Here is an 18,142-nt window from a genome sequence, read left to right as displayed (position 1 = left end):
GCATTGGCCGCAATGGCCACTTTTTTTGCCTGCGAAAACCTCCTCCACACACCGCCAACGCCGCCGCGGAATGAAGCTTTTATGACAAAAGTTCGGTAGCACAAGGCCAGCCCGGTCATGGATATGTGAAGCGGTCAAGAGCGCGCGAGGGGGCTTGTTCCCCCGTCCATGACAAGGCCGGGAAGAGACGAGGAGAACTATGGAACGTTACTCGAAAGTGGGCATGCAGGAACTGGATCAGCGTCTGTCGAAGATCGTCGAGGCGGCCCGCAAGAAGCCCGTCTCGGTCTATCGCTACGGCGCGCCCTGGGTCTGGATTGTCTCCCAGGACGATTGGCAGGGCGCCCTGAAGGAAGTCTCCAGCTATATCCCGCCGGGCCATTCACTGGTGTTGCTGCGTCCGCAGATCGATGACCTGCTCGACGACGATCGCGAATTCCTGCGTGGCCTGCATGCCGACTCCGGCATGCAGATCGCCCCCCAGACCGTCATGCATATCCTCTTGCTGCAACTGCTGTATTCGGTCCCCAGCGAGCAGCAACTCTACGAGCAGCTCAATTACAACCTGCTGTTCCGCTGGTTCGTCGGCCTCGACCTGAACCAGAAGGTCTGGAGTTTCAGCGTGCTGAGCAAGGACATCGCCACGCTGCTGGACGATCCGCGGGCGGTGCTGCTGATCCAGAAAATCATCGGCGAAGTGTTCTGCGGCGCCTTGCTGCAGATGCCGGAGTTCTCGCTGAACTTCGCCCAGTTGCATACCTGGTTGGCCCGGCACCCGTCGATCTCGACCGTGAATAACTGAAAGCGTCCGGGGCATTGACCCGGGCCCGTGCGGCCTCGACTGCGTTCGAGGTCATTTTGAATCAAGGGGGCGGTGTGGAGCATTTGTTCTTCAAAAGAGCGCGACCGGGACTGGCCGGGCACTGGCTGCCGGTGTGCGGCGGGCTGGTCCTGGCATTGCTGGGGCGCCCGCTGCTGGCCGATGACGCGCCGGCCAAACTGGTCGACGTCAACGAATACATCGTGCGTGGTAACACCGTGCTGCAAGCGCGGGATATCGAGGAAGCGGTGTACCCGTTCCTCGGTCCGCAAAAAGCCCTGAGCGATATCGAGGGTGCCCGCGAGGCCTTGCAGAAAAGCTACCAGGCCAAGGGTTACCAGTCGGTGTACGTCGAGTTGCCGGAGCAGAAGGTCGAGGGCGGCATCGTCTATCTGCAGGTCAGTGAAACCAAGGTCGGGCGGGTCCGCGTGGTCGGTGCCCAGCACTATTCTCCGGTGGCGATCCGTGACGACGTGCCGGCGTTGAAGGAAGGCGACGTGCCGAACTTCGCCCAGGTCCAGAGCGAGCTGGCGGCGCTGAACAAGAGTCCCGGCCGCCAGGTCATGCCGCTGGTCCGCGAAGGCCAGCGTCCAGGGACCATGGACGTCGACCTGCAAGTCGACGACAAGAATCCCTGGCACGCCAGCGTCGGCCTGAACAACGACCACAGCGCCGATACCAAGGATCTGCGCGCCGTGACCTCGATCGGCTACGACAACCTCTGGCAATTGGGTCACAGCATTTCCCTGACCTATTTCACCGCGCCCGAGGAGCAGAGCAACGCCAAGGTCTGGTCCGGCTCCTACAGCGCGCCGCTGAATGACCGTTGGGCCGTGCAGTTTTCCGGTTACCAGTCCGACAGCAACGTCGCCACCATCGGCGGCAGCAATGTGCTGGGCAAGGGCCATTCCTACGGTGTCTCGGGCATCTACACGGTGCCGGCGGCTGGCAGCTGGTCCAACTCGCTGTCGCTGGGGGTGGATTTCAAGGACTTCGAAGAACAGCTCAAGCTCGGCGGCAGCAGTGACAAGGTGCCGCTCAAGTACGCACCGCTGACCTTCGGCTACAACGGCTATCGCTACACCGAGAAATCCCAGCTGGGCCTCGGCCTGAGCCTGGTGGTCGGGACCCGGGCGTTCTTCGGCTACGGCAGCAACGACCAGGACTTCGACAACAAGCGTTATCGCGCCAGCCCCAGCTTCGCCCTGCTCAAGGGCGACCTGAATTACACCCAGGACATTTTCGGCGACTGGCAGAGCGCGTCCCGGGCCTCGTTCCAGCTGGCCTCCGGTCCGCTGATTTCCAACGAACAGATGTCCGCCGGCGGCGCCACCTCGGTGCGCGGCTACCTGGCCGCCGAGGTCACCGGCGACCAGGGCTACCTGTTTTCCCAGGAGCTGCGCACGCCGTCCCTGGCCAAGTATCTGGGCAGCTATGTCCAGGAGTGGCGCTTGTATGCCTTCGCCGAGGGCGCCCAGTTGTACCTGCGCGAGCCACTGCCTGAGCAGAAAGCCGACTACAGCCTGGCCAGCGTCGGTCTCGGTACCCGGGCCAGCTTGAGCAAATGGCTGTCCGGCAGCCTCGACTGGGGTTATCCGCTGGTCAATGGACCGAACACGCAGAAGCAGGACTCGCGTTTGCACTTCAGCCTGCAAGCGACTTTCTGAACCTTATTACGGAGCAATTTTCATGCAGCGCCTGATGATATCCCTGTTGATCTGCCTGGGCCTCGTGCTCCCGGCGACCGCCAATGCCTGGTGGCAGGACGACTGGCACTACCGCAAGCAGATCAGCGTCGACACCACGCCACAAGGCGCGGCGATCAACGACGCCCCGGGCCGCACCAGCCTGTTGGTGCGCCTGCACACCGGCAACTTTACCTTCGACGGGGTCAAGGAGGACGGCTCGGACCTGCGCTTTGTCGCGGCCGACGACAAGACCCTGCTCAACTACCAGATCGAAAGCTTCGACCCGCTGATGGGCATGGCGCTGATCTGGGTCGATGTGCCCAAGGTCGAAGGTGCCCAGCGCCAGGACCTGTGGATGTACTACGGCAATGCCAAGGCCCCGGCGCTGAGCAACGGTCAACTGGCGTTCGATCCGAACTACACCGCGGTCTATCACTTCGATGGCGCGGCGGGTACGCCAGCCAAGGATGCCAGCGCTTTCGCCAACAACGCCCTGAACGCCAGCGGCAACCGTATCGACGGTGTGATCGGCGCTGCCCTGCAGTTGACCGGCCAGGCCTTGTCGTTGCCGGCCAGTCCGTCGCTGCAATACAGCGCCGGCGGCGCCCTGACCCTGAGCACCTGGGTACGCCTGGACCAGGCCACCGGCGAGCAGTCGCTGCTGGCCCGCCGCGAAGGCGCTCACAGCTTTGTACTCGGCGTCAGCCAGGGCACGCCGTTCGTCGAGGTCAATGGCCAGCGCGGGGTTTCGACCCAGGCGCTGAACCCTGGGCAATGGCAACACCTGGCACTGACCGCCCAGGGTAGCAAGGTGACCTTGTTCGTCAACGGTCGCGAAACCGCGAGCCTGGCCCAGGAAATCCCGGCATTCAACTCGCCGATCGCCGTCGGCGCCGAGCTGCCGGTTGTGGTCACTGATCCGGCGGCCCCGGCGGCAACGCTGTATCAGCCGTTCCAGGGCGCCATCGACGAACTGCGCCTGTCCAAGGTCGTGCGTCCGGCCGCCGCGCTGCTGGCCGATGCCATGTCCCAGGGCGCCGAGTCGAAGCTGGTGCTCTATGGCGCCGACGAAGAACAATCGGGCTTCGGCTTCGGCAGCCTGGGCTTCCTGCTCAAGGCCGTGCCGGCGGACGCCTGGGTGATCATCGCGATCCTGGTGCTGATGATGTTCCAGTCGTGGTTCATCATGATTCGCAAGAACAGCGCCCTGGGCCGCGTCAGCCGGGCCAACCAGATCTTCCGTGAGCAGTTCGCGCAGATCGGCACGCGCCTGGAAATGTTCGCCGACGACCAGGACCTGGCCCGACGTCTGCAACATTCCTCGCTGTGGCGCCTGTACCTGGTGGCGGTCAAGGAGATCCGCACCCGTCGCGCCCAGGGCGCCGACACCTCGTCGGTCTCGGCGGCGACCATCGAGGCGATCCGCTGCTCCATGGACGGCGTGCGTACCCGGGAAAACCAGCAACTGAGTTCGAAGCTCTCGAGCCTGTCCAACGCCATCGCCGGCGGCCCCTATATCGGCCTGCTCGGTACCGTGCTGGGGATCATGGTGGTGTTCCTCGGCACCGCCATGGCCGGTGACGTCAACATCAACGCCATCGCGCCCGGCATGGCGGCGGCCTTGCTGGCCACGGCCATGGGCCTGTTCGTCGCGATCCCGGCGCTGTTCGGCTACAACCGCCTGGTCACCCGCAACAAGGAGGTCAGCGCCGACATGCGCGTGTTCGTCGACGAGTTCATCACCCGGCTGGCGGAAATGCATGGTGAAAGCCAGTCCCACGATAGCGGTCGCGGGCGCGCTGCGTCCGCCGATCAGCACGTCGCCAACACTTCGCTTCCGGCCTGAGGGAAACAGCCATGGCTTCTGTAAACACCTCTCATGACGATGATGACGATGCCGCCGTGGACAGCATCAACATCACGCCCCTGGTGGACGTGCTGATGGTGGTGCTGGTGATGTTCATCCTCACCGCCACCGCCCAGGTCTCGGGCATCCAGATTCACCTGCCCAAGGCCAGTGCCTCGGTGTCGTTGTCCCAGGCCAAGACCAAGGCCATCTCGGTCAACGACGGCGGCCAGGTGTTTCTCGATGCCTATCCGGTGACGCTGGCGGAGCTGGAAGAGCGCCTGCGCATCGAGAAGGCGCAGAGTCCGGACTTTCCGATCATCGTGCGTGGCGACGCCACGGTGCAGTACCAGAAAGTCGTCGAAGTACTCGACCTGCTGCGGCGCCTGGAGTTGTCCCAGGTCGGGCTGGTCACCGGCAAACCGACCCAGGGCTGACCATGACCGCGAAATTACCGATCAGCCCCGACCCTTTGCAAAAGTCGCCGTTGCGCCTGTTGAAGTGGGGCGCGGGACTGCTGCTGGGGGCCGTTGCGGCCTGGTTCCTGTGGCAGTGGGCCCATGACATGAGTGGTGTGCGCCGGGAAGCGCCGAAGGTGCCGATGCTGATTCCGTTGCCGCCACCTCCGCCACCGCCACCCGAGCCGGAAAAACCCAAGGAGCCGGAAACCCCGGTGGAGGAGAAGATCCCCGAACCGACCCCGGAACCGGAACAGGTCAAACCCCAGGACGAAGCGCCGCCGTCACCGGTCAACGACCTGGAAAACCCGATGCAGATCGACGGCGACGCCCAGTCTGGCGGCGATGCCTTCAACATCGGCGCGGGCAAGGGCGGCGGCATGGCCGGAGCTGGAGGAGGGCGCCTGGGTAACGGCACCTATAGCCAGTTCCTGGCGTATTCGTTCCAGCGTTTGCTCAAGGAAGACCCGCAACTGCGCAACCTGGCTTTTTCGCTGCAGACCGATATCTGGCTGAGCGCGGCCGGGGAGATCACCCGGGTCGAGCTGGTCAAGTCCAGCGGCGATCCGAAGCTCGACGCCCAGGTACTGGCCGCCCTGCGCGGGGTGCCGCGCTTGAGCGAACGGCCGCCGGCGTCGATCACCCTGCCGGTGCGTATTGCCTTGCAAGGCCGGCGTCCCGGCTAGTTCACCCCATTCGCAGTCTTGTCATAGGAGTTGTGTGCAAATGATTTCCAATGTGAATCGATTGAGCCTGGCGGTCGGCCTGGTCATCGCGACCCTGGTGGGCCAGGCGGCAGCGGCAACGCCCGCGGCGCCGTCGGAAAACGCCACGATCAACCTGATCCGCCTGCTGGTGCAGCAGGGCGTGCTCAAGCAGGAACAGGCCGATGGGCTGATCGCCCAGGCCGAGAAAGAAGCCGTCCAGGCGCGCCAGGCCAGCGCCGTTGCCGCCAGCGGGCCGCCAGCGACCCCGGGCGAGGTGCGGGTGCAGTACGTCCCGGCCATCGTCCGCGATCAGATCCGCGACCAGGTCAAGGCCGAAGTCATGGCCACCGCCAAGCAGGAAAACTGGGCGCAGCCCAATACCTTCCCGGATTGGGTCTCGCGCATCAGTTTCGACGGCGACCTGCGCCTGCGCGACGAGTCGCGCTATTACTCCAGCGGCAACAGCAACCAGATTGTCGACTTCGCCAAGCTCAATGCCAACGGCCCTTACGACGTCAACCCGAAAAGCAGCACCAGCCTGCCGCCGCTGCTCAACACCCGGGAAGATCGCGAGAACTCTCTGCGGGTCCGCGCCCGGCTGGGCATGAAAGCCGTTATCGCCCCGGACTGGACCGCCGGTATCCGCATCGGCACCGGCACCGACAACAACCCGGTCTCGACCACCCAGGCGCTGGGCGGTGGTTTTGCCAAGAAGGACCTCTGGCTCGACCAGGGCTACCTGACCTGGAAATATTCCGATCGCCTGAGCCTGACCGGCGGGCGTATCGCCAATCCGTTCTTCTCCACCGACATGCTCTATTCGCCGGACCTGAACTTCGACGGCGTGGCCGCAATGTTCAACCAGAAACTCAACGCCGATTGGGGCGTGTTCGGCACCGTCGGCGCCTTCCCTATCGAGTACAGCTCCGACACCGCCAGCAGCAACGGCTTCGACAAGCAAAAAAGCGCCGACAAGTGGCTGTATGGCTTGCAAGCGGGGGCGACGTGGCGGTTCAGCCAGCACAACAAGCTCAAGGGCGCACTGGCCTATTATCGTTTCGACGATATCGAAGGCCAGCGCTCCGACACCTGCAAGCCTTGGGCCGGGGATCCGGGCTGCAGCTCCGATGGCACCCGTGCCGCGTTCATGCAGAAGGGCAATACGGTGTTCCTGTTGCGTGACATCGCCATCAACCCGTTGACCCCGACCACCACGGCGCAACCGCAATTCGTCGGGCTGGCCTCGAAGTTCAATTTGCTCGACTTGAACCTGGTGCTCGACAGCGACCTGCCGGAAGACTTCAAGCTGCGCAGCCAGGCCGACTATGTGCACAACCTGGGCTACGACGAAGGCGAAATGAACCGCCGCGCCGCCGGCCAGATCGTCAACAACCTGGACAACAACGGCAAGATCCAGAGCGGCGCCAACGCCATGATGGTGCAGTTCACCCTCGGCAACGCCCTGGACCTCAAGCGCCAGGGCGACTGGAACGTCTTTGCCGGCTACAAGTACATCCAGCCGGATGCCTTGCCCGACGGCTTCAACGACAACTCGTTCCACCTCGGCGGGACCAATGCCAAAGGCTATTTCCTCGGCGCCAACTACGGCCTGGACAAGAACGTGATCGCCACCGCGCGCTGGCTCAACTCGGAGGCGGTGTATGGCGCGCCATTCGATATCGATGTCATGCAGCTTGAAATCAACACGCGTTTCTAAGCGCGAGGGAGAACCCATGAACATGCGAGCCCAGGTGCGTTGGTCGACGCTGCTGCTGATGGTCGGCGTTGCGCTGGCCAATGGCGCGTCCGCCGAAGGCATGGAGGAGCGCCTGCGCACCCAGTTGCGCAGCACCACCCAGCAACTGCAGGCGTTGCAGAGCGAACAGGCGCAGGCTGGCGCGGCACGGATTGCCGCCGAAAACCAGACCAAGGCGGCCCAGGCGCAAATCAAGCAGCTCGAAGCCGAACTGGCCAAGGCCAAGGGCTTGAGCGAGCAGCTGGCCGGCCAGCAGCAGAACCTGCAAAGCCAGGCCCAGGCATTTGCCGCGGCCAGTAACGAGCAGTTGGGCAAGTTCAAGAAAGCCTATGACGAGCTGTTGATGCTGGCCAAGGCCAAGGAAGCCGAGCGCGCGCGTCTGCAGGCGCAACTGACGGAACGTGACACACAAGTGCAGCAATGTTCAGTCAAGAATCAACAGATGTACGGGGTCGCCAAGGAGATCCTCGCCGCCTACGAAAAAATCGACGTGGCCGAGGTCATGAAGATTCGCCAACCCTTTGCCGGCGGCGCCCGGGTCAAGTTCGAGGAAATGGCCCAGGTGTTCGGTGACAACCTCTACAAGAACCAGTTCGATGCGACCCACGCATCCCTCAGTCAATGACCCGCAAGGAAGAACAGCTCATGAGCGAACAACTGATCGAACACGTGACTCCAGACAGCCTGACCGAGCTGCTGCAAGGCGCCGGCTACCGGGTCAATCGCACCGAGCAGAACGGCATCGTGCAACTGCTCAGCGCCAGCCAGGGTATTGGTTACGCCGTGCGTTTCGGTAATCCGGCGGCGGAGCAGGGCGGTTATGTCGACTTCACCTACAGCTGTGCCCTGCGCGTACAGGGCGAGTTGCCGGCCGGTCTGGCCGAGTTGTGGAATGCCTCGCGGCGCTTTGCCCGGTTGTCCGTGCAGGGCGAGTTCCTGGTGATGGAAATGGATGTCGTGGTGGCCGCCGGCGTCAGCGTGAATTACCTGCGCGGCAACCTGGAACTCTGGGATCGCCTCCTGCAGGAGTTCATTGTCTATCTACGTGAGTACAGCCAACACGCCGCCCAGTTGAGTGCCGCGGCCCCGCTGGCGAACGAGGCCGTTGTGGGGACGGAGGAGGTGGCCCTGTGAAAAAGAGCACTTTCCTGGCCAGCGTCGGGGCGTTGGCCTTGCTGGCCGGGGCGGTTGCCCTGGTCATGCGCCCTGGCAATCCGCCGGTGGCCGCGCTACAGCCGGCGCCCGCCGTGGTGCAGCCGGTGTCGAATGTGGCGGTGGTGGCGCGCCTGGGCAACCAGCAAGTCGATGCCCTTGAACTGAAAGCCGTGTTTGCCGCGCTGCCGAGCGAATCCCGCGAGCAAATGCGCGGCAATCGCGTGGCCCTGGAAAGTTGGATCCGCACCCGCCTGGCGGAAAAGGCCCTGATCGAACAGGCCGATGCCCAGGGCTGGCCACAGCGTCCGGAGATCGAGCAGCAAACCCGTGCCGCCGCCGAACAGATCGTCTTTCGCAGCTACCTGGCATCGGTCAGCCAGGTGCCGGTGGATTACCCCAGCGCCGAGGAACTGCAGCAGGCCTATGACACTGGCAAGTCGGCCTGGCAGACCCCGCCGTTGTACCGGGTCAGCCAGATTTTCCTGGCGGTGCCGGACCCGCAGTCGCTGGAAAGCGTGCGTAAACAGGCGCTGGAGTTGAGTCGTCGGGCTCAGGCCGCCCCGGGCGAATTCGCGGCGCTGGCGGGCCAGTACTCGCAGGATCGCGACAGCGCCAAACGCGGTGGCGATGCCGGCCTGCAACCGTTGCAGCAACTGCTGCCGGAGGTGCGTGGCGCGGTGTCCCGGCTGAAGATCGGCGCGGTGGCCGATCCGGTCCAGAGTCCGGCGGGTTTCCATATCGTCAAGCTCAACGAATTGCAGCCGGCGCGCAGCGCGACCCTCGACGAGTTGCGCGAGCGTCTGCGTGAGGCCTTGCGTAGCCAGCGCCAGGAGCAGATTGCCAAGGCTTACCTGGCGGGCATGCTCAATACCGCCACCTTGAGTATCGATGGCGCGGCCTTGAACCAGGTGCTGGAAGAAAAACCCTAACGAGCAATTGCCATTGGATGGTTGGGCGTCGTCGGATGCCGACAGGGAGTCAGGATTATGTCGTTGAATGAACACGTCCCGCGCGTGGACTTCATGGAGTACCGCAGTCCTCGCGAGTCGAGTGAACCCTGGCGGGCCTTGGCCAGGCTGATCGAGCCGCAGACGGCCCAGGCCTTTCTGGCCAGCGCCCGTTGCGGCTGCTTCATGCAGGCGGCCCGGAGCCTGAATATCAAGTCGACCCAACTACGCAAGCAGTTGGCCTTGCTGGAAGAGCGCCTCAATCGGCCGTTGTTCGTCTATCAGGGCAGCGCCCTGGTCCTCAGTCAGGACGGCCAGCAACTGCAGGCGCAACTGATTGCCCTGGCCCACCAGCGGCGCCTGCCGGTCCTGGAGCAGCCGCTGGTACGCCTGGCGATTGCCGAGTCGATCCTGCACGACATCCTCGGTCGCGACCTGATCGCGTTGCTGCGCCGCAATGCCAGCATCCGCCTGGAAATCATCCCGGTGGACAGTGTGATGTCCTTGCAGGCATTGAGTGCCGATGTGGTGGTCTGGCTGTGCGCTCCGGACTCGCCGGTGTCGGCGCCGAGCTTCGCCATCAGCGCGCCGCAGCCCCTGGCGCGGCTGGATTACCTGCCGCATATCGCCAAGCGTTATTCGCGGCTGGCGGCGCGCCCGGACACCCTGGCCGACCTCGAGGACTACATGCTGGTGCAATGGCAGCACGACCGTCAGATCGACGACTTCCAGCCGTGGAACCATCTGCTGGAGCAGCGTCTGGCTGGCGTGGTGCAGGTCCACTCCTATGAACTGATGCTGGAAATGATCCGCTGCAGCGCCTGCATCGGCTTGTTGCCTGGCTACATCACCCGTTTCGATCGGGGGCTGGCGGCGCTGCCGGGCTTGTTCGACGAGCGCATGCAGCGCCGCGCCTGGCTGGCAACCCACCGGGAAGCCGAGGGTCGAGGCGAAGTGCAGTTGATCGTTGACCTCATACTGAACACCTTCAGGGAGCGACGGGAGTGGTTTGAGTAGCGACCGTGCCAGCTCATGCGTTTGCAGTTTGAGACGAGCGGTCAAAAAATTGGCTTTTCTGGAGGGCTGGTTAAAAAATATAAAAAGTATCGACATATTGTTGACGGTTGCAATTTGATATCTCACTATGGCGGCCTGAGTGATTGACTTTGCTCATGTTTTTTTGACGCCAGGGTTCTGAAAACTCTCCATGAAAAGGCGACACAGTCCTTAAACGAGAGTGGGCACAGCGGGAACGATCAGTCATCGAGGCGAATAGCCGTGGTGTGTTCCCAGTGCTGCCAGCTTCAGGCGATGAAGATTGCGATACTTTTTTCTTTGGGGTGATTCATGTCTGCCGAACGGATACTGGTAACAGGGGGCGCTGGTTTCATTGGTTCTCATCTTGTGGATGCGTTGTTGGCCAAAGGCTACGCCGTTCGGGTACTGGATGATCTTTCCAGCGGCAAGGTGAGCAACCTGCCAATGGACCATGCTTGCTTGAAGCTGGTGGTGGGCGATGTCGCCGATGCCGCCACCCTGGCCGCCGCCATGCAGGATTGCGCCGCGGTGGTGCACCTCGCCGCCGTGGCTTCGGTCCAGGCTTCGGTGGAAGATCCGGTGCGTACCCATCAGAGTAATTTCATCGGCACTCTGCGGGTTTGCGAGGCAATGGTCGCCGCCGGTATCCGGCGCGTGGTGTTTGCCTCCAGCGCGGCGGTGTACGGCAATAACGGGGAGGGCACCGCGATTGATGAAGACACGCCCAAGTCGCCGTTGACGCCTTATGCGGCGGACAAACTGTCCAGCGAGTACTACCTGGATTTCTATCGCCGCCAGCATGGCCTGGAACCGGTGATCCTGCGCTTCTTCAATATCTTCGGGCCTCGCCAGGATCCGTCGTCGCCGTACTCGGGGGTGATCAGCATTTTCAGCGAGCGGGCGAAAAACGCGCGACCGATCACGCTGTTCGGTGACGGTGGGCAAACCCGCGATTTCGTCTATGTTGAAGACTTGGTGAAGATTCTTGTCCAGGGCCTCGAGACTCCGCAACCCAGCGCCGATGCCACCAACGTTGGCCTCGGCGGCGTGACCACGCTCAATGATCTGATCGCCGCCCTCGAAACGATCAGTGGCCAGGCGCTGATCGTGGGGCATGCCCCAGCCCGCTCTGGAGACATCCGGCATTCCAAGGCCGACAACCGCCGGTTGCTCGAGCGCTTCGACCTGGGGACGTCGACCGCCATGGCCGAAGGCTTGGCGCGGCTTTATCGCAGTCTCTAGTTTCATCGCCTTGCGGGCGCCCGATGGCGGGGTGTCGGTAGTCTGATGGTGCGTGGATTGATCTACTGAAGAGTGAGTTATGGAAATCGAGTTTCCCGGGGCGCGCGCGTGCAAAGTAGTGCGACGCCTGTTTACCGCTTTGGCGTTGTGCGCGACGAATTCAGTGGTACAGGCCGCGCCGGCGGCTCCCGCCAGCGTCGGGTTCTGGTACGCCGAGCAGCCGCCACTGGCGGAACTGGCGCAGTTCGAATGGGCCGTGGTCGAACCGGGCCATATGAGCAGCGTCGATGTCGCCACCCTGCGCAAACTCGGCAGCCAGCCGTTTGCCTATCTGTCGGTGGGCGAGTTCGATGGCGACCGTGCCGCCCTGGACAAGCAAGCCCTGACGCCAGGGGCGAGCACCACTCGTAACAAGGCCTGGGACAGCCAGGTCATGGACATCGCCACGCCGGCCTGGCGGGAACATCTGTTCAAGCGCGCCAAGGCGTTGCAGGAACAGGGATATGCCGGGCTGTTTCTCGACACCCTCGACAGCTTTCAATTGCTCCCCGAAGCCAAGCGTGAACCGCAGCGCAAGGCGCTGGCAGCGTTCCTGCGCGAACTGCACAACCGCCAGCCGAGCCTCAAGTTGTTCTTCAACCGCGGCTTCGAGGTGCTGGGCGAACTCGATGGCGTGGCCTCGGCCGTGGCCGTCGAGTCGATCCATGCCGGTTGGGATGCCTCGACCAAGCGTTATCGCCCGGTGTCCGAGTCCGACCGCAGTTGGCTTGAAGGTGAACTCAAGCCGCTGCGGGCCCGCAACATTCCGCTGGTGGCCATCGACTATCTGCCGCCGACACGGCGTGAAGAAGCCCGCAAACTGGTCCGTCAGTTGAGCCAGGAAGGCTTTATCCCGGTGGTCACGACCCCGGATCTCAACGCCATCGGTATGAGCACCGTGGAAGTCCAGCCGCGGCGTATCGCCATGCTTTACGACCCGCGTGAAGGCGAACTCTACGATCACGCCGGCCACCGAATGCTCGGTGGCCTGCTGGAGTACCTGGGATATCGGGTGGACTACCTGCCGGTCGACGACAGCTTGCCGTCCTACAGCTTCGCTGGCTTGTACGCCGGCGTGGTGCTGTGGATGACCAGCGGCCCGCCCGAGGACAGCCGTGCCTTTAATAGCTGGATCGGCAAGCGCCTGGACGAGCAGGTACCGCTGGCGATCATGGCCGGTCTGCCGATCGAAGACCGCGCGCTGCTCAAGCGCCTGGGCCTGAACCTTGCCGCGCCGGGCGCGCGCGGTGCGCTGCAGGTACTCAGCCAGGACAAGACGCTGATCGGTGCCTTTGAAGCGCCGGTGGTTCCGCGGGCTCGCGAGCTGACCCGGGTCACCCTGCTGGCCGACGGTCCGAAACCGGCCCTGTTGCTGGGCGACGACAAGGGCGGCAAGTTCGCCCCGGTGGTCACCGGCAACTGGGGTGGCATGGCCCTGGCGCCTTATGTCGTGGAGGCCAACGTCGAACGGAGCCGCTGGATTCTCGATCCGTTTGCCTTTATCCAGAAAACCCTGCGCCTGCCGGCTCAGCCGCACCCGGACAGCACCACCGAGAACGGCCGGCGGATCGCCACGGTGCATATCGATGGCGACGGTTTCCCGTCCCACGCCGAAGTGCGCGGCACACCCTATTCCGGGCGCCAGGTGCTGAACGACTACATTCGTCCCAACCCGTTCCTGACTTCGGTATCGATCATCGAAGGCGAGGTCGGGCCCAAGGGCATGTCACCCTTTCTGGCCAGGGAGCTGGAGCCGATCGCCCAGGAGATCTTTGCCGATCCCAAGGTCGAGGTCGCGACGCACACCTACAGCCACCCGTTCTATATGCAGCCGGACAAAGCCAGGCAGGACGAAGATTTCCACGCCGAATATGGCCTGCGGCTGAATATCCCGGGCTACAAGAACCTCGATTACCAGCGCGAGATCGTTGGCTCGCGGGACTACATCAACAGCCGCCTGACCACGGCAAAAAAACCGGTGAAGATGATCTTCTGGCCGGGCGATGCCTTGCCGAGCGCGGAAACCATCAAGATGGCCTATGACGCCGGGTTGAAGAACGTCAATGGCGGCCAGACCATCCTGACCAAGGCCAATCCGTCGCTGACCGGCCTGTACCCGTTGCTGCGTCCCACCGCGGGCGGCTTGCAGTACTACGCACCGGTGATCAACGAGAACATGTACACCAACCTGTGGAAGGGCCCGTATTACGGTTTTCGCGATGTGATCGACACTTTTGAACTGACCGACAGGCCACGGCGCCTGCGCGGCATTCATTTGTATTACCACTTCTATTCGGGCACCAAACAGGCGTCGATCAAAGCCATGACCGACATCTACCAGTTCATGCGCGGTCAGCAACCGATGTCGTTGTGGATGAGCGATTACCTCGATCGGGTTCATGGCTTGTACCAGGCCAGCCTGGCCCGCACCGTCGAGGGTGACTGGCAGGTGCGCGGGATGGATGGGCTGCGCACCTTGCGCCTGGATCCGGCGCTTGGCTGGCCGGATCTGGGCCGCTCCCGGGGCGTGGCCGGTGTCCGTGATCTACCCCAGGGTCGTTATGTGGCGCTGAGCAGCGACCAGGCGCTGTTGGCCTTGCGCCCCGAGCGCGACCCGCGCCCGGCGCTGGAGCTGGCGAATATTCCGTTGCTTGACTGGCGCTATGTGAATGATCGACAGGTGAGCTTCGCCTTCGCCGGCGAATTCAACCTGGAGTTTTCGGTGCGCTCGAGCGGCGCTTGCCGGGTCGAGGTACAGGGGCAACGTTACGCGGGCAAGTCCGAACAGGGCCTGTGGCATTTCCAACTTCCACTGAAGCAGGTGAGCGATGCCCAACTCCTCTGCAACTAAGCCCAAAAGCACGCGGCTGCTCAATCCCTGGGCGTTGCTGTTGGTGGCGATCGCTGTCGGCGTACTGCTGTGGGCGACCTTTCACAACGAAGAAGCATTCAGTCCCAAGGGTGGCGAGCCGGACGAGGTCTCGGCCAGCTACGCCGAGGTGCTGTTGGCGGCACATCCCGAGAACAGCGAACTGCGCACTCAGTTGCTCGACCTGCTGATCCAGCTGGGTGAATACCCACGAGCCGAAAAGCACCTGGCCGATTGGCCGCAAGCCGAGCCGACGTTGAAAGCCTATTATCGCTTGCAACTCGATGCCCTGGCATTGAACAACAGTAGCGATAGCGCGGCATTGCGGGCCCTGGCCGAACGCTTCAAGGCCTTTGACTATAAAGCGTTGCCAACGCCCCAGCTCGAACGCCTGGCCTCGTTGGCCCTGAGCGCCCAGGCCCCGGGCCTGGCGGCGGATGCCTATGCCGAACTGGCCCGTCGCGATCCGCGGCAGCGTGATAAATGGCTGCCTGAAGCCGCGAAGTGGTACCTGGCCAGTGAACAGCCGGGGCGGGCGGCGGATCTGTATATACAGTTGCTCGATGGCAGCCAGAAACCGCAAGAGCGTCGTCAGTTTCTCCAGGAAGCCTTCACGGGCCTGGTAGCGGCGGACCGTGGCGATCAGGCGGCCGAGTTGCTGGCCAGGGAATTGGCCGCGCAACCTGATGCCGAGTTCAATCCGACGCTGCTTGACCAGGGCGTCGATGTCGCGGTGGCGCATAATCGCGCGGACCTGGCACAACAGTTCTTTACCGAATGGCGCAAATTGCAGCCCGACAGCCCGCAAGTCCTGGAAAAGGAGTTCAAGCAACGCCTGGCCTTCGGTGACCTGCAGGGTGCGCGGACGGTGGGCTTGCAACTGCTCGAACAGCACCCGGACGACCCGGCGCTGCTGGAGCAGATGGCGCATATCGCCGAATGGCAGGATGACTCGGCAGCCGCACTGGGCTACTGGATCAGCCTGAGCCGGCTGCGTGACAATCCCGCTGAACTCGAGCACACCTGGCGCCTGGCGATGCAGGACTACGACTTCGATCGGGGTATCCCGGTACTGGCGGGGATCATGAACAGCCGGCCACTGAGCGACGTCGAGCTCGATGCCCTGGTGTACGCCGAGGAGTCGCGGGGGACCCCCGAACAGGCTGAAACCTGGCTGCGCGGCTACCTCGCCAAGCACCCGAGACACCGCCTGGCCTGGGTCCGCCTGTTGCAGAACCTGGAAAATACCGAGCAGTACCCGGCGCGCCTGGAGGTCTGGCGGAACTTCGCCAAGCGGTTCCCGTTGAGCAGCACCGAACGGGTGGACTGGGCCAACAACCACCTCAAGCTGTTTGACAGCCAGTCGGCCTGGAAGGTGATCACGGCGGTCGACGCTACCCCTATCAACGATCTCAACTACTGGCAGTCCCGCGCGGCGCTGGCCTGGGACCTGGAGCTGGATGACGAGCTGCGGATCGCGCTGGAGAAAATGCGCGCCATCAAGGGTTCGCTCAATACCGGTGACGAGAGTGAGCTGATTGCTCTCTATCGTACCCGGGATCCGCGCATGGCCCTGCAACTGAGCGTCGACAGCTGGAAGCGCGGTCACGATCCGCAGCGTCTGGTCGGTGCTTTGCAATTGGCCCAGGAGCTTCAGGACTGGCCACTGGTGATCGATCTGCTCAAGGATGCCGAGCGGTACCCGGATGCTTCCGACCGTCCCCAGGTCCTCGCGGCCCGTGGCGCGCTGGCGGTACAGCAGGGACAGAGCGAGGACGCCTTGCGTCTGTATCGCCTGGGCTTGAGCCGTTTCCCGGATGACAACACCTTCCGCGAGCGCCTGCTGTGGTTGTATGTCGACCTGGGCCGCACGGCTGAAATCAAGCCGCTGCTGCAGCAATGGCGTGCCCTGGCCCGCGCTGACAGCAGCCTGTGGCTGCCATTTGCCGCTGCCAGCCAGTTGGTCGGGCGCAATACCGAGGCCCTGGCCTGGTATCGTCTCTACCTGCAAGCCAATCCCGAGGACTGGATGGTCCAGGCGGCCTACGCCGATGCGCTGGAAGGCGCCGGTTCCGTCGATGCGGCCCAGCGCTTGCGGCTCAAGCTCAACCGCGAAGTGACGCCAGAGCAGATTCGCGCCACGCCGCAGGGTTATGCCACCTGGTTGCGTTTGCTGGCCAGCAGCTATTCGTCGCGCAAGGCGCAGAACCAGGCGATGCAATGGCTGGACGGCTCCAAACCGATGTTGCAGCTGTGGTTCGATCAGTTGCTGGCGCGTCTGGACAGTCTCAACCAGTCAGCGCAGAAAGATGACTGGCTGGCCTGGGCCCGTAGCCGTGGCCTGAAGATCAACGGCTACGAGCAGATCCAGGAAGCGCTGCGCGGCAGCAATCGTAGCGTTCTGGAACGTCTGGTGCGCAGTGGCGAGCTGGACCCGGCGCAGCAGGTCGAGGCCCTCAATAGCCTGGGACGCGGTGCTGAAGCCTTGGCCGTGGACCTCTCATCGCTGGGTGACGAGCAGCCGCCGGCGATCCGCGAGCAATTGCGCCGCCAGGCCATTGAAATGACCGAGCGCACCCCGCAAGGCGTGCTGATCTCTTGGGAGCATCAGGACTACGGTGGACTGGTGTTCAACGGTCCGCGCCTGACCACCGCGCATTATCTGAACGACAACTGGTACGCCAAGCTGGTGTTGGAGCAAGGCCAATACAGTGGCGATACCCTGGAACCGTCGCGTCTGGGCAGCGAGACCAACACCGAACTGACCCTGCAGCGGCAACTGGAGAGCGGCAATTACAAGTTGATCTTCGACAGCAGCCTGCGCAAGGACGATGACCGCAACGGCCTCGGTGTCAGCCGGACCTGGCAGGTGGACAGCGGCAACGAGCTGGATGCCGGTGCCGACTGGCATCGCAAGAACGAAGACAGCGGATTGATGCGTGCCTTCGGCCGGCAGAATGATCTCTGGGCGGGTGGCCGGCATCGCTATTCGGCCCGTGACCAGTTGTCCTGGAACCTGGCCCAACGTTGGTTCGCGACCCGCGGCGGCGATGACCTGGGCAACGGCCAGGCACTGAAGATCGAGTTCGACCACACCTTGCAGTTCGAAGGGCCGAACTGGGAGCTGCGCAGCGGCATCGACTATCAGCAGAACAGTTTGAACAACCGCTCGCTGGCCAACTTGGCCAATACCCTGGGCGGCGGCATTGACCTGGCCGGGCTCGAACTCGACGACCCGAGCCAGATCACCAGCCAGACCCTGCTGCAGAAACAGTACGGCCAGTGGTTCTTCGGCAGTTCGTGGCGGCGCGGTTTCCCGGGCGCACTGAACCGCACACGCGGGCAGTACACCTGGTTGGTGGATCTCAGCACGGGTTGGCAGTGGACCGATAACACCATCAACTACGCCATCAGTACCGGTGTCGGCACCGAGCTGTTGGGCAATGACGAATTGGCCGTGACCTTCGGCTACCAGTCGGCGCCGCAAGGTGGCACAGGCAAGTCCGGCGGTACCGCGGGTGTCAGTTACAGCGTGCGTTTCGGACGCTGATCATGGAATTTTAAGAGGAGTTAACCT

13 protein-coding genes are annotated in these 18,142 nt (G+C 63.3%); all 13 read left to right on the top strand.

The genetic code is table 11. From position 1 onward, the window contains the following. Positions 1 to 199: 199 nt before the first annotated feature. The 13 genes from PFEN_RS19300 to PFEN_RS19240 all read left to right on the top strand — a co-directional run bounded on the left by PFEN_RS19300 (position 200) and on the right by PFEN_RS19240 (position 18,115). Entirely contained in the window at positions 200 to 802 is a 603-nt protein-coding gene (locus tag PFEN_RS19300; protein WP_191488402.1) for a transposase, read from the top strand. A gap of 74 nt (positions 803 to 876) precedes the next feature. Next, entirely contained in the window at positions 877 to 2,487 is a 1,611-nt protein-coding gene (locus tag PFEN_RS19295; RefSeq protein WP_191488401.1) for a ShlB/FhaC/HecB family hemolysin secretion/activation protein, read from the top strand. 22 nt (positions 2,488 to 2,509) lie between these two features. After that, positions 2,510 to 4,354, top strand: a complete 1,845-nt coding sequence (locus tag PFEN_RS19290) for a DUF2341 domain-containing protein (protein ID WP_191488400.1) — start codon at positions 2,510 to 2,512, stop codon at positions 4,352 to 4,354. A gap of 11 nt (positions 4,355 to 4,365) precedes the next feature. Next, complete coding sequence (locus tag PFEN_RS19285) at positions 4,366 to 4,791, top strand: ExbD/TolR family protein (protein ID WP_191488399.1); 426 nt, start codon at positions 4,366 to 4,368, stop codon at positions 4,789 to 4,791. A gap of 2 nt (positions 4,792 to 4,793) precedes the next feature. After that, positions 4,794 to 5,498 (top strand): energy transducer TonB, encoded by a 705-nt coding sequence (locus PFEN_RS19280; RefSeq protein ID WP_191488398.1) that lies wholly within the window; start codon positions 4,794 to 4,796, stop codon positions 5,496 to 5,498. Between the two features lie 40 nt (positions 5,499 to 5,538). Then, positions 5,539 to 7,236 (top strand): putative porin, encoded by a 1,698-nt coding sequence (locus PFEN_RS19275; protein WP_191488397.1) that lies wholly within the window; start codon positions 5,539 to 5,541, stop codon positions 7,234 to 7,236. Positions 7,237 to 7,252: 16 nt separating this feature from the next. Continuing rightward, positions 7,253 to 7,900 (top strand): DNA repair protein, encoded by a 648-nt coding sequence (locus tag PFEN_RS19270; protein WP_191488396.1) that lies wholly within the window; start codon positions 7,253 to 7,255, stop codon positions 7,898 to 7,900. A 20-nt stretch (positions 7,901 to 7,920) separates the two neighbouring features. Further along, a complete protein-coding gene (locus PFEN_RS19265) occupies positions 7,921 to 8,409 on the top strand; it encodes a YbjN domain-containing protein (protein WP_191488395.1) in 489 nt (162 codons plus the stop codon). A 65-nt stretch (positions 8,410 to 8,474) separates the two neighbouring features. Next, complete coding sequence (locus PFEN_RS19260) at positions 8,475 to 9,359, top strand: peptidylprolyl isomerase (protein ID WP_412071456.1); 885 nt, start codon at positions 8,475 to 8,477, stop codon at positions 9,357 to 9,359. A 57-nt stretch (positions 9,360 to 9,416) separates the two neighbouring features. Next, a complete protein-coding gene (locus PFEN_RS19255) occupies positions 9,417 to 10,394 on the top strand; it encodes a LysR family transcriptional regulator (RefSeq protein WP_191488393.1) in 978 nt (325 codons plus the stop codon). 330 nt (positions 10,395 to 10,724) lie between these two features. After that, positions 10,725 to 11,657 (top strand): NAD-dependent epimerase/dehydratase family protein, encoded by a 933-nt coding sequence (locus PFEN_RS19250; protein ID WP_191488392.1) that lies wholly within the window; start codon positions 10,725 to 10,727, stop codon positions 11,655 to 11,657. 79 nt (positions 11,658 to 11,736) lie between these two features. After that, positions 11,737 to 14,547, top strand: a complete 2,811-nt coding sequence (locus PFEN_RS19245) for a bifunctional glycoside hydrolase 114/ polysaccharide deacetylase family protein (protein WP_191488391.1) — start codon at positions 11,737 to 11,739, stop codon at positions 14,545 to 14,547. Beyond that, on the top strand, positions 14,525 to 18,115 hold the full coding sequence (locus PFEN_RS19240; protein WP_191488390.1) for a tetratricopeptide repeat protein: 3,591 nt from the start codon (positions 14,525 to 14,527) through the stop codon (positions 18,113 to 18,115). The genes PFEN_RS19245 and PFEN_RS19240 overlap by 23 nt, the downstream gene beginning before the upstream one ends. Positions 18,116 to 18,142: the final 27 nt, after the last annotated feature.

Source organism: Pseudomonas sp. FEN (assembly GCF_904067045.1).
In the GTDB taxonomy this organism is placed as follows: Bacteria; Pseudomonadota; Gammaproteobacteria; order Pseudomonadales; family Pseudomonadaceae; genus Aquipseudomonas.
The sequence above is the reverse complement of the archived record's forward strand: the minus strand, read 5'-3'. Positions and strand labels throughout refer to the sequence as shown.